Origin of the sequence: Neoroseomonas rubea, from assembly GCF_016106015.1 — a bacterium.
Taxonomy (GTDB): domain Bacteria; phylum Pseudomonadota; class Alphaproteobacteria; order Acetobacterales; family Acetobacteraceae; genus Neoroseomonas; species Neoroseomonas rubea.
Map to the genome: position 1 here is coordinate 1 of NZ_JACADQ010000106.1, position 11820 is coordinate 11820.

General features: G+C 71.9%; 14 protein-coding genes and 1 pseudogene. 5 read left to right on the top strand and 10 right to left on the bottom strand.

Going from position 1 to position 11820, the window contains the following annotated elements; all coding sequences use genetic code 11:
- Window positions 1-670 (bottom strand): aspartate/glutamate racemase family protein (locus tag HW577_RS12190; protein ID WP_198376406.1); only part of this gene is annotated, 670 nt, incomplete at its 3' end.
- A gap of 174 nt (window positions 671-844) precedes the next feature.
- Between HW577_RS12190 and HW577_RS12195 the strand changes: the two genes are divergently transcribed.
- Genes HW577_RS12195 through HW577_RS12205 form a run of 3 tightly spaced genes read left to right on the top strand, consistent with a single transcriptional unit; the run spans window position 845 to window position 3188 of the window.
- Complete coding sequence (locus HW577_RS12195) at window positions 845-1993, top strand: acyl-CoA dehydrogenase family protein (RefSeq protein WP_198376407.1); 1149 nt, start codon at window positions 845-847, stop codon at window positions 1991-1993.
- Window positions 1990-2754 carry a 3-ketoacyl-ACP reductase gene (locus tag HW577_RS12200; protein ID WP_198376408.1) on the top strand — a complete coding sequence of 255 codons (765 nt, stop codon included), beginning with the start codon at window positions 1990-1992 and terminating at the stop codon, window positions 2752-2754. The genes HW577_RS12195 and HW577_RS12200 overlap by 4 nt, the downstream gene beginning before the upstream one ends.
- Complete coding sequence (locus HW577_RS12205) at window positions 2754-3188, top strand: MaoC family dehydratase (protein ID WP_232474884.1); 435 nt, start codon at window positions 2754-2756, stop codon at window positions 3186-3188. Before HW577_RS12200 ends, HW577_RS12205 begins: the two co-directional genes overlap by 1 nt.
- Before the next feature lie 84 nt (window positions 3189-3272).
- On the opposite strand, the gene HW577_RS12210 is transcribed toward HW577_RS12205, so the two are convergent.
- Entirely contained in the window at window positions 3273-3671 is a 399-nt protein-coding gene (locus HW577_RS12210) for a hypothetical protein (RefSeq protein ID WP_198376409.1), read from the bottom strand.
- Between the two features lie 109 nt (window positions 3672-3780).
- Between HW577_RS12210 and HW577_RS12215 the strand changes: the two genes are divergently transcribed.
- Entirely contained in the window at window positions 3781-4569 is a 789-nt protein-coding gene (locus HW577_RS12215) for an MmyB family transcriptional regulator (protein ID WP_232474885.1), read from the top strand.
- Window positions 4570-4698: 129 nt separating this feature from the next.
- On the opposite strand, the gene HW577_RS12220 is transcribed toward HW577_RS12215, so the two are convergent.
- From HW577_RS12220 to HW577_RS12255, 8 genes are all read right to left on the bottom strand, one after another.
- Window positions 4699-5475, bottom strand: coding sequence for a potassium channel family protein (locus HW577_RS12220; protein WP_198376411.1), 777 nt, complete (start codon window positions 5473-5475; stop codon window positions 4699-4701).
- 6 nt (window positions 5476-5481) lie between these two features.
- Window positions 5482-6381, bottom strand: a complete 900-nt coding sequence (locus tag HW577_RS12225) for an NAD(P)-dependent oxidoreductase (protein WP_198376412.1) — start codon at window positions 6379-6381, stop codon at window positions 5482-5484.
- 6 nt (window positions 6382-6387) lie between these two features.
- On the bottom strand, window positions 6388-7338 hold the full coding sequence (locus HW577_RS12230; protein ID WP_198376413.1) for a Bug family tripartite tricarboxylate transporter substrate binding protein: 951 nt from the start codon (window positions 7336-7338) through the stop codon (window positions 6388-6390).
- 63 nt (window positions 7339-7401) lie between these two features.
- Window positions 7402-8280 carry a 3-hydroxybutyryl-CoA dehydrogenase gene (locus HW577_RS12235; RefSeq protein ID WP_198376414.1) on the bottom strand — a complete coding sequence of 293 codons (879 nt, stop codon included), beginning with the start codon at window positions 8278-8280 and terminating at the stop codon, window positions 7402-7404.
- Between the two features lie 107 nt (window positions 8281-8387).
- Entirely contained in the window at window positions 8388-9311 is a 924-nt protein-coding gene (locus HW577_RS12240; RefSeq protein WP_198376415.1) for an electron transfer flavoprotein subunit alpha/FixB family protein, read from the bottom strand.
- Window positions 9312-9313: 2 nt separating this feature from the next.
- Window positions 9314-10063 carry an electron transfer flavoprotein subunit beta/FixA family protein gene (locus HW577_RS12245; RefSeq protein ID WP_198376416.1) on the bottom strand — a complete coding sequence of 250 codons (750 nt, stop codon included), beginning with the start codon at window positions 10061-10063 and terminating at the stop codon, window positions 9314-9316.
- Window positions 10064-10160: 97 nt separating this feature from the next.
- Window positions 10161-10355 (bottom strand): twin transmembrane helix small protein, encoded by a 195-nt coding sequence (locus HW577_RS12250; RefSeq protein ID WP_198376419.1) that lies wholly within the window; start codon window positions 10353-10355, stop codon window positions 10161-10163.
- 20 nt (window positions 10356-10375) lie between these two features.
- Window positions 10376-11584 (bottom strand): MFS transporter, encoded by a 1209-nt coding sequence (locus HW577_RS12255; RefSeq protein ID WP_198376417.1) that lies wholly within the window; start codon window positions 11582-11584, stop codon window positions 10376-10378.
- 11 nt (window positions 11585-11595) lie between these two features.
- Between HW577_RS12255 and HW577_RS26520 the strand changes: the two are divergent.
- Window positions 11596-11820, top strand: a pseudogene (locus HW577_RS26520) (hypothetical protein); the annotation flags it as partial.

Below are 11820 nucleotides of genomic sequence, written 5' to 3' on the forward strand. Positions count from 1 at the left end.
GGCGGGGGCGCGGGTTGCGCGGCACCAGCCCCGCCATCGCCTCGGCCAGCCGCACCGCCGCCTGGGTGCCATCCACCAGCGGCACGGCGACGCGCGGCTGCAGCAGCGGTGCGATGCCGGCCAGCGGCCCGCCGGCGAGGATGATCGCCTCCGCCCCGTCCTGCCCGGCGCTCTCGGCGCACAGCGCGGCGAGCAGGTCGAGCCGTTCCTCGGCCACGCGCCCCGGGTCGCCCGCGAAGGGCGGGCCCATGCGGAACCCCGCGCAGCGGGCCGCCAGGCCGTGATGCGCCAGGCAGTCCTCGAACATCGGCCGCAGCGCGGCGGTGAAGGAGACGACCCCGAACCTGCGCCCGAGCATGCTGGCGGCGTGGAAGGCGGCCTCGCTGATGCCGAGCACGGGCACGTCCACCAGCTCCTTCGCCGCATCCAGCCCCGGATCGCCGAAGCAGGCGATCACCGCCGCGTCGTAGGTCCCCTGGCGCTGCGCGAGCGCCGCGAGCGTCGCCGGCCCCGCCGCCAGCCAATCCGCGCGGGTGACGATCAGCGGCAGGCCGAAGGGGGCGGAGACGGCCTCGATCTCGGTGCCCGGGGAGGCGACCGCGCGGGCCGCCGCGCCGATGCGGTCGGTGACCGAATCGGTCGTGTTCGAATTGACCACCAGGATGCGCATCGTCCCGTCCCGTTCATGTTGCACCGCACACCTACCCGGTTGACCGCGGGCGTTGATGCCCTGTCAGATCACGCCGCTCAGTTCGGGGCAACGTCCAGGAAAACGGCGCCGGTCAACGGCGTAAGGCCCGCTCCGCCCCATGGCGGGGCGGGCCTTCTCATTGAGGGGGGGTGCATGTCCGCAGCGGCCGAGCCGGGCCTCTCCCCCCTGCATCTCGCCCTGCGCGACGCGGCGCGCCGATTCGCCGATGCCGAGGTCGCCCCCCATGCGAATGACTGGGACGAGGCCGAGGCGGTGCCGCGCGAGCTCTATCGCCGCCTGGCCGCCGCCGGCCTGTTCGGCATCACGGTGCCGGAGTCCTGGGGCGGGGTCGGCGCCGATGCGCTCTCCTACGCGCTGGTGATGGAGGAACTCTCCCGCGGCTATGCCTCCGTCGCCGACCAGGTCGGGCTGGTGGAGTTGCTCGGCACGCTGCTGACCGCGCATGGCACCGACGCCCAGCGCGAACGCTACCTCGCGCCGCTGCTGCGCGCCGATCTCCGCTGCGCCTATGCGCTGACCGAGGAAGGGGCGGGGTCGGACCTCGCGGGCCTCAGGACCACCGCGCGGCGGGACGGCGGGGCTTGGGTGCTCGAGGGCGCGAAGCTGTGGATCCACAACGCGCCGGTCGCGGATTTCGCCGCCGTGCTCGCGCGCACGGACCCGGCGGCGGGGCATCGCGGCATGTCGATCTTCCTGGTGGATCTCGACGCACCCGGCGTCGCGCGGGACCGCAAGGAACGCAAGATGGGCCAGCGCGGATCGCCGGTGGGCGGGTTGCGCTTCGAGGGCGTGCGCCTGCCGGGCGATGCGATGCTCGGCCCCGAGGGGCGCGGCTTCCACATGATGATGTCGGTGCTCGACAAGGGCCGCGTCGGCATCGGCGCGCTGGCGGTCGGGCTGCTGCGCCGCGCGCTCGAGGAGAGCATCGCTTATGCCAAGGCGCGCGTGCAGTTCGGCCGCCCCATCGCAGAGTTCCAGGCGGTGCAGTGGATGGTGGCCGACATGGCCAAGGATGCCGAGGCCGCGCGGCTGCTGGTGCACCAGGCGGCGCGCCTGCTCGATGCCGGCGCGCCGGCGACGCTCGCGGCCAGCATGGCCAAGTGCTTCGCCTCCGACGCCGCGGTAGCGCGCATCGCCGATGCGGTGCAGGTGCATGGCGGCTCCGGCTACATCCGCGGCGTGACGGTGGAACGCCTGCATCGCGACGCGAAGATCACGCAGATCTACGAAGGCACCAACCAGATCCAGAGGATGATCATGGCCAGGGAACTGTTCCGATGAGACCCGCCGCACTCGTCACCGGCGCGCGGCGCGGCATCGGCCGCGCCACCTGCATCGCGCTCGCGGAAAAGGGCTTCGACGTGGTCGGCGCCGACATCAGCGAGGACGGCGTGGCCGAGACGCGCGCGGGGGTGGAGGGCGCGGGCCGCGCCTTCGCCTTCGTCAAGGCCGATATCGGCGACGTCGCCGCGCATGCCGCGCTGCTGGATGCCGCCTGGGGCGCCTTCGGCGGGCTCGAATGCCTCGCGAACGTGGCGGGCGTTCAGGTCGCCAAGCGCCAGGACATGCTGGAGACAACGCCCGAGAGCTGGGACCGGCTGCTCGACGTGAATGCGCGCGGCACCTTCTTCCTCTCCCAGGCGGTGGCGAAGCGCATGATCGCGCCGGGCGCGCCGGTGCGCGGGCATCGCAGCCTTGCCTTCGTCTCCTCCGTCAATGCGGTGATGGCCTCGCTCAACCGCGCCGAATACTGCGTCTCCAAGGCCGGGGTGACGATGATCGCGCGGCTCTTCGCCATGCGGCTCGCCGAACACGGCATCAACACCTACGACATCCAGCCCGGCATGATCCGCACCGACATGACGAAGGAGGTGTGGGACCGCTACGCGGCGCAGATCGAAGGCGGGCTCGTGCCGATCCGCCGCTGGGGGGAAGCCGAGGATATCGGCCGCGCCATCGCCACCTTGGCCGCGGGTGCGATGCCCTATTCGACGGGGCATTCCTTCCCCGTCGATGGCGGCCTGCTGATGCCGCGCTTCTGATGGGCCCGCTGCGCTTCGACGCGATCGAGGAGGGCCTGGTGTTCGCCACGCCGGGCATCACGGTGACCGAGGGGCACATCCTCGGCTTCGCCGGGCTGACCGGGGATTTCTATGAGATCCACATGGACGACGACTATGCGCGCGGCCTCGGCTATCCGGGCCGCGTCGCGCATGGGCTGCTGGGGCTCGCCCTTTGCGACGGGCTGAAGAACCGGGCGGAGACGCGGTTCGCGGCGATCGTCTCGCTCGGCTGGCGGTGGAAATTCACCGGGCCGATCCTGGTGGGCGACCGCATCGCGGCGGAGGTGCGCGTCGCTTCCAAGCGCCCGACGCGCAAGCCCGACCGCGGCATCGTCACCCTCGCCTTCCTACTGCGCAACCAGAAGCAGGAGGTGGTGCAGGAAGGCGAGAACGACCTGATGGTCTGGCGGTAGCGCTCCACGCCACGCCCGCGAGGATGCGCGACGCCGCCCGGCCTCTCTGCGGGGCGGGACGGCATCGCCGTCCCGCGCGCCGCATCACGCCGCGCGCGCCGCGCGGCGCATCGCCAGGATGTAGAGTTCCGCGAAGACCGCGACCGCGACGGCCTGCGCCGCCAGGAAGGCGATCCCCCATCCGTTCGGCGCGACCAGCCCGAGCAGCGGCAGCGCCGCACATTCCACCGCCCAGAGCAGGTTGCCCGCGGCGAGCAGCCCGACCAGCCAGCGCGGCACGGCGGGCCGGGTGGCGAGCCAGGCGAGCAGCGCCGCATAGGGCAGGAAGAACAGCCCGGCGGCGAGCAGCAGCCCCAGCGGCAGCGCCGTCGCCTGGCCGATTGCCTGCGGCGCGGCGACGAGTGCGACGCCGCTCGCCCCGCTCATGGCCGCATCGAGCAGCAGCGCGGTGCGCAGGAAGCGCGTGGTGGTGATCATGGGCATGGGACCTTTCCTCGTCCGTGACCCCCTTGGCATGCCAGCGCGCGCGCCTCGCCGCGATTACCTCGCAGGTCATCGGCGCGCGGCGCGGCGCCATGGCAGGATGCGCCGCATGAGCGACTTCGGACCCATGCTGCGCGAATGGCGCACCCGCCGGCGGCGCAGCCAGCTCGACCTGGCGCTGGAGGCGGAGATCTCCCAGCGCCATCTCTCCTTCGTCGAATCCGGCCGCGCGCGGCCGAGCCGGGAGATGGTGCTGCGCCTCGCCGAGCACCTCGCCGTGCCGCTGCGCGCGCGCAACGCGCTGCTCGTCGCCGCCGGCCACGCGCCCGAATACGGCGAACGCGCCATCGACGACCCCGCGCTGCGCCCGGCGATGGAGGCGGTGCGCATGATCCTGGCGGGGCACGAGCCCTATCCCGCGCTCGCCGTGGACCGGCACTGGACGCTGGTCGCCGCGAACCGGATCGCGGCGCGGCTGATGGATGGCGTGGCGCCCGCGCTCGCCGCCCCGCCGGTGAACGTGCTGCGGCTCAGCCTGCATCCCGACGGGCTCGCGCCGCGCATCGCCAACCTGCGCGCCTGGAAGACGCATGTCCTCGACCGGCTGCGGCGGGATGCGGAGGCGTCCGGCGATGCCGCGCTGCTCGCGCTGATGGAGGAGCTGGCGCGCTACCCGGCCGGGCAGGACCCGCCGCCCGGGATCGCCGAGCGCGAGCGTGCGCTGATCGCCATTCCGCTGCGGCTCCGCGTGCCCGGCGGCGGGGAGCTCGCCTTCATCGGCACGACGACGGTGTTCGGCACGGCGACCGACGTGATGCTGGCCGAACTGACGCTCGAGACCTTCTTCCCGGCCGATCAGGAAACCGCGGCCGCGCTGCGCGCCATGGCGGCGGCGTGATGCCGACCGCACGAAGGAGGGGCCTTCGTACGGTCTGCATCCGAGGCCTTGTTTCGCGCGCGGCCGCCCCGCCAGCCCCGCGCGCCATACCCTCCGCACAAAGGCCAGGCCTTTGTGCTCCTGGCATGATCAGTCCCGCCCCTCATCCGGGATGTTCAGCAGCGCGCCGCAGGCCTTGCAGTGCACCGCATCCGGCTCGTGCCGCTGCAGCCCGCAGGACGGGCAGGGAAAGCGCACCTTGGATGGCCGGAACAGCGCCTGCGCCAGCCGCAGGAACAGCGTCACCCCCGCGATCATGATGACGACGGAAATCAGCCGCCCTGTCGTCCCCGGCAGGGTGATGTCGCCGAAGCCCGTCGTCGTCAGCGCCGTGACGGTGAAGTAGAGCGCATCGGCGTAGTTCGCGATGTGCGGGTTGTGCGCGTGCTGGGTCTCGTAGACCACCGCCGTCATGACGAAGATGAAGACCACCAGGTGAGTCGCGGCGAGGAAGGCTTCCTCATGCCGGCGGAAGAAGGCGAAGTCCCGCCGCAGCACGCCGAGCATGCGATAGGAATGCAGCAGCCGCAGCGTCCGCAGCACGCGCAGGAAGCCCAGCCCCTCGCCGGCCAGCGGCGCGAGGAAGGACGCGATGGCCAGCGCATCCGCGAGCGAGGCCGGGCGCAGCGCCTCCCGCCAGGGCCTGCGGCTGGAGGCGACGCGGGCGGTGAATTCGCCCACCAGCACCATGCCGATCAGCACGTCCGCCACCTCGATCGCCAGGCTGCGCGGCAGGAAGGACGTCGTGATGACGAAGGCGATCGTCGCGAGGTCGAAGGCGAGCACGCCGTAGCGGAAGCGGCAGGCATCCGCCGCCGTGCCGTGGTAGAGGTGATGGAGCCGTCCGCGCAGGCTGGACGGCTCCATCGCGGCTCAGCCCTTCAGGCCCGACAGTTCGGCGACGAGCGCGCCGATGCTCGCGCAGTCATCGCCCCCGCGCCCTGTATTCACCACCGCCTCCATCATCTGCGCGGCGAGCGCGGTCGATGGGGCGAAGACGCCGTTCTCCCGCACCGCGGCCAAGGCGAGGCGCATGTCCTTGCGCATCAGCTCCGCCCGGAAGCCCGGCTTGAAGTTGCCGTCGAGCATCCGCTTGGCATGGCTTTCCAGCACGAAGGACCGCGCCGACCCGCCGAGCAGCGCCTGGCGCATCAGCGCGGGGTCGAGCCCGGCCTTGCGCCCCATGGTCAGCGCTTCCGCCGCCGCCTGCATCGCCGCGACGATGATCAGCTGGTTGGCCGACTTGCAGACCTGCCCCGACCCGGCGGGCCCAAGCAGCGTGATGGTCTTGCCCACCGCGTCGAACACCGCGCGCGCGGCGGAAAAGCCCGCATCGGCGCCGCCCACCATGCAGGTCAGCGTGCCGTCGATCGCCCCCTGCGGCCCGCCCGAGACCGGGCTGTCGAGCAGCACCACGCCGCGATTGGCCATGCGCCGCGCGAAATCGGCGGACGCCGCGGCGGCGATGGTCGAGAAGTCGATCACCACCGTCCCGGGTGCGGCGCCGTGCACAACGCCATCCTCCCCGAACAGCACCGCCTCCACATCCGGCGTGTCGGGCACGCAGAGGCAGACGCAGGCCGCGCCATCCGCGGCGTCCTGCGCCGTCGGCGCCCATTCGGCGCCGGCGGCGATCAGTGCCTCGGCCTTCGCGCGGCTGCGCGTGGACACGGTCAGGCGGAAGCCCGCCTTGAGGATGTTCGCGGCCATCGCCGCGCCCATCACGCCCAGGCCGATGAAGGCGACGCGCGCGGGGGGAAGGATCGGGGTCATGTGGCGTCAGCCTCGTAATGCGGTGCGGATGGAATCGAGCAGGTGGTCCATGGCCTGCTGGAACCCCGGCCCGTCGGCATAGCCGTCCGGCTCGCGGGAGCGTTCCATGAAGCGCTGCCATTGCGGCGCGGCCATCGCCTGGCGCATGCGCTGGTGGTGGTAGGCCGCCATCTCGTCGGTCAGCCCCGCCGGGCCGACCCAGCCCTTCATGTTCTCGGCCACCACGTTCCAGCCGAGCTCGCGGAAGGTCGGCACGTCCGGGTAGGCGGGGGCGCGCTCGGGGCTCGCGATCGCCAGCACCTTGAGGTCGCCGGAATCGACCAGCCCGGCCATCTCCTCCGGCGCCGCGACGCCGCAATCCACCTGTCCGGCAACGATCGCCTGCATGGACGGCCCGCCGCCGGTGAAGGGCACGTGCAGGAACTGCGCGCCCGCTGCGCGGCCGAGCAGCAGGAAGATCGAATGGGTCAGCGTGCCGACGCCGGCCGAGGCGTGGCTCACCGCCTCCGGCGCCTGCCGCGCGGCCGCCATCAGCGCATTCACGTCGGCGAACTTGCCCCCGCGCCCCTTCACCACCAGGAACTGGCCGTGGCGCGTCAGGCGGATCACGGCGCGGAAGGACCGCTTCGGGTCGTAGGGCACCTCACGATGCGCGGGCACGCTCGTGCTTTCCGACCCGCCGGCGAGCAGCAGCGCATGGCCATCCGGCGGCATGCGCGCCACCTGCTCCGCCGCCAGCGCCCCGCCCGCGCCGGGGCGGTTGATGACGACGAGCGGCACCGGATAGAGCGGTGCCGCGGCTTCCGCGATGGTGCGCGCGATGATGTCGCTGCCGCCCCCCGGCGCGAAGCCGGCGATCAGCTGGACGGGACGGCTCGGCTGCCAGGCGCCCTGCGCGCGCGCGATGGCGGGCAGGGCCAGAAGGCCGGTGGCGAGGATGCGCCGCTGGATCTTCATCTCGTTGTCTCTCCCGGACGATGGCCGGAAGATCGCGCCGGCGCCGGGCCGGCGCAAGGCGGATCAGCGCGTCGGCGTCGGCGGGCTGGTCGAATAGTCGTAGAAGCCGCGCCCCGACTTCCGGCCGAGCCACCCCGCCTCGACATACTTCGCCAGCAGCGGGGAAGGGCGGTACTTCGGGTCGCCCAGCCCCTCATGCAGCACCTTCATCACGCTGAGCAGCGTGTCGAGGCCCACGAAGTCGGCAAGCTCCAGCGGCCCCATCGGATGGTTGGCGCCGAGCTTCATGCCCTCGTCGATCGCGCGCACATCGCCGACACCTTCCATCAGCGCCTGGATCGCCTCGTTCAGCATCGGGCAGAGCACGCGGTTCACCACGAAGCCCGGCCAGTCGCCCGCCGCCACCGGGGCCTTGCCCATGCGCTTGGCCAGCGCCTCGACCGCCGCCGCCGTCGCGTCGTCGGTGGCGAGCCCGCGGATGATCTCGACCAGCTTCATCATCGGCACGGGGTTGAAGAAATGCATGCCTATGAAGCGCTGCGGACGGTCGGTCGCCGCGGCGAGACGCGTGATGGGGATCGACGACGTGTTCGACGCCAGGATCGCAGTCGGCTTCAGCACCGGGCAGAGGGCGCCAAAGATCTTCTTCTTGATCTCCTCGTTCTCCGTCGCCGCCTCGATCACGATGTCGCAGTCGGCGAAGCCGTCATTCGTCGTGGCGGTCGCGATGCGCGCCAGCGCGGCGGCCTTGTCCTCGGCCGTGATGATCGCCTTCTTCACCTGCCGGTCCATGTTGCCGGACATGGTCGCCAAGGCCTTGTCCAGCGCAGGCTGGCTGACATCCATCAGCACCACGGACAGCCCGGAAAGCGCCGCCACATGGGCGATGCCGTTGCCCATCAGGCCGGCACCGATGACACCGACCTTCGCGATTTCAGCCATCACGGCCTCCTCAACAGCGGGAAAAAGAAAAACGGGGGGAAGAGAACTTCCCCCCGTACCCCCCAACCTTCTTTGTCATTCCGCAAGCAAGGCCGCGGGGGGCTGCGTCACTTTGACAGCTCGGCCTCGAGCTCAGGGACCGCCTTGAACAGGTCGGCCACCAGGCCGTAGTCGGCGACCTGGAAGATCGGCGCCTCCTCGTCCTTGTTGATGGCGACGATCACCTTGCTGTCCTTCATCCCCGCCAGGTGCTGGATCGCACCGGAGATGCCGACGGCGATGTACAGGTCGGGTGCCACGATCTTGCCGGTCTGGCCGACCTGCATGTCGTTCGGCGCATAGCCGGCATCGACGGCGGCGCGGGAAGCGCCCACGGCGGCACCGAGCTTGTCGGCCACCTTCTCGATGATGGCGAAGTTCTCCGCACTGGCCATCGCACGGCCGCCGGAGACGACGATGCGCGCGGCCGTCAGCTCCGGCCGCTCGGACTTCACGATCTCCGAACCCAGGAAGGTCGAAAGCCCCGGATCGGCGGCGGCCGGCGCAGCCTCGATCGGCGCGGACCCACCCTCGGCCGGCACCGGGTCGAAGGAGGCGGCACGCACCGTGATCACCTTCTTCGTGTCGGACGACTTCACCGTCGCCATCGCATTGCCCGCATAGATCGGGCGGACGAAGGTGTCGGCATCGACCACATCGGCGATGTCCGACAGGATCTGCACGTCGAGCAGCGCGGCGGCGCGCGGCATCACGTTCTTGCCCGCCGCCGATGCCGGGGCGAGCAGATGCGAATAGCCCGGCGCGAGGGCGACGATCAGCGCGGCCATCGGCTCGGCCAGCGCGGGCCCGCCCTCGGCGGTCAGCACCTTGGCCACGCCGGGCAGCTTCGCGGCCGCCGGCGCGGCGGCGGCGGCACCTTCGCCGGCCACCAGCACATGCACCTCGCCGAGCTTCTGCGCGGCGGCGACGGTGGACCGCGTCGGCTGGGTCAGCGCGCCATCCTTGTGGTCGGCGAGAACGAGCACGGCCATGGTCAGATCACCTTCGCTTCGTTGCGCAGCGCCGCCACCAGTTCCTCGACCGAGCCGACCTTGCGGCCCGCCTGGCGCTTCGGCGGTTCCTCCACCTTCACCACGGTCAGCCGCGGCGTGACATCGACGCCGAGATCGGCCGGCTTCACCGTCTCGATCGGCTTCTTGCGCGCCTTCATGATGTTCGGCAGCGACGCGTAGCGCGGCTCGTTCAGCCGCAGGTCCGTCGTCACGATCGCGGGCAGCTTGAGCGAGACGGTCTCGAGGCCGCCATCGACCTCGCGCGTCACCTTCAGCGCCTCGCCATCCTTCTCGATCTTGGAGGCGAAGGTGCCCTGGCCCCAGCCGAGCAGCGCGGCGAGCATCTGCCCCGTCGCGTTCATGTCGTCGTCGATCGCCTGCTTGCCGAGGATGACCAGCGCCGGCCCTTCCTTGGCGACGATCGCCTTGAGGATCTTCGCGACCGCGAGCGGTTCCAGCACGCCGTCATGCTCGACGAGGATGCCGCGGTCGGCCCCCATGGCGAGCGCGGTGCGGATCTGCTCCTGCGCGGCGGAGGGGCCCGCCGAGACGGCGACGATCTCCGTCGCGACGCCCTTCTCCTTCAGGCGCACGGCTTCCTCGACCGCGATCTCGTCGAAGGGGTTCATCGACATCTTGACGTTCGCGGTCTCGACGCCCGTGCCGTCCGCCTTCACGCGAACCTTCACGTTGTAGTCGACCACCCGCTTGACGGGGACCAGGACCTTCATTGTTCGACCGTGTGCCTTCCGGATGGGGCGCGCGGGCCGGCCGCGCGCAGGGGGCGGAAAATACGGGGGCCGCCCGGTGGCGGCAAGTTCGGCGCCGCTAGCGTTTCAGCAGCAGCAGCAGCAGCGCGAAAAGCCCGAGGGCGAGGAACTGCAGCCCGATGCGCCAGCGCATCAGCCGGTTCGCCCGGCCTGAATCGCCGCTGCCGCCGGCCATGCCGAGCACGCCGGCGAGCAGCACCCCGAGGGTCGCCAGCATCGCCAGCCCGACGAGGATGGTGAGGAAGGTGATCATGCTGCTCACCTAGCCCGGTTTCACGCCCTGGCAACACCCCCGGCGCCGCGCACCAGGGCTGCGCCGACCAGGGCCGTCACGACGCACAGGCCGAAGCCCAGCGCGTAGCCGCCGCTCGCCTGCACCATCACCGAGAACAGCGGCGGACCGACCAGCATGCAGGCGCCGAAGACGAAGCCCGTCGCGGCCGTGGTGGCCCCCACCTGGCCGGGGGGCGCGAGCCGCGCCGTCTCGGCCAGGAACACCCCGTTCCAGCCGATCGCCGTCGCGCCCATGCCCATCCCCGCCAGTGTCAGGATGAAGCCCGGCCAGTCGGGCCCGGCCAGCAGCAGCGCGAGCCCCGAGGCCGCCGCCGCCACCCCAAGCCCCGTCAGCACCGGCCCGGCCCCGATCCGGTCCGCCACCAGCCCCCAGAAGACGCGCCCGAAGACGCCCGCCGCCTGCGCCATCGCCAGGCGGAACCCGGCCTCGGTCAGCGGCACGCCGAGCGCTTCCACCTGGAACACCACGAAGAAGGAGGAGAAGCAGAACTGGGAGATGCCATACAGCGCCGACATCGCCGTCATCCGCCGCAGCACCGGCACCTCCCGCAGGATGGACAGGCTGCCCAGCGCCGCGCGCCACGCTGCACGCAGGTCGCCCAGTGCCGCGGACCGGTCCCGTTCCGCATCGAGCGGCCGGCGCAACGGTTGGAGCACCACGGCCGAGGCCGCCAGGAAGGCCGCGACCGAGAGGATTCCCGCCCGCCAGCCATAGGCCTCCGCGATCAGCGGCGTGACGGCCGCGATCAGCATCGCCCCGGCCGGCACCCCGCATTGCTTGAGGCTGAAGATCAGCGCCCGCCGGTTGGGCGGCGCCTTCTGCGCCAGCAGGTGGCTGCCCGCCGGCGTCACCGGCCCATGCCCCAGCCCGCAGGCCAGCGCCGAGGCCGCCAGCGCCACCGGATGCGGAATGACCGCCAGAGCCACCGCCAGCCCGCAGAAGACCAGCCCGGCCTGGAGCACCCGGATCGCCCCGAAGCGCCGGATGAAGGCGCCGGCGAGCGGCCCCGAGACCAATGCCCCGGCATAGACCAAGGCGGTATGAACCCCGGCCAGTGCCGCAGGAATGCCCGCTTCGGCCGCTATCGCCGGGGCCAGGACGGGGACTGCGAGGAACACCCCCATCCCGGCCAGATGCGTGCCGAGCAGGGCGAGCATCACGGTCCAGACGGAAGGGGAGGCGTTCATGCTGCGCTGCGATGCTGGACCCGGGCGGCTCGCCCCGCAACCGGGGGCCGTGGCTTGACCGCGACCGGCGCCTTGGGGTCCCTGCCGGCATGAATCGTCTCCGGTGGCTTTCCGCCCTCCTGCTTTTCCTCGTCCTTCCCGCCCTGGCGCAGACCGTGCCGGTCGAGGCGCCGGAGCCTGTCGCGCCTGCGGCCGAGGGCGCGCCGCCGCCCCCGAGCGCCGCGCCGCCGCGCCCC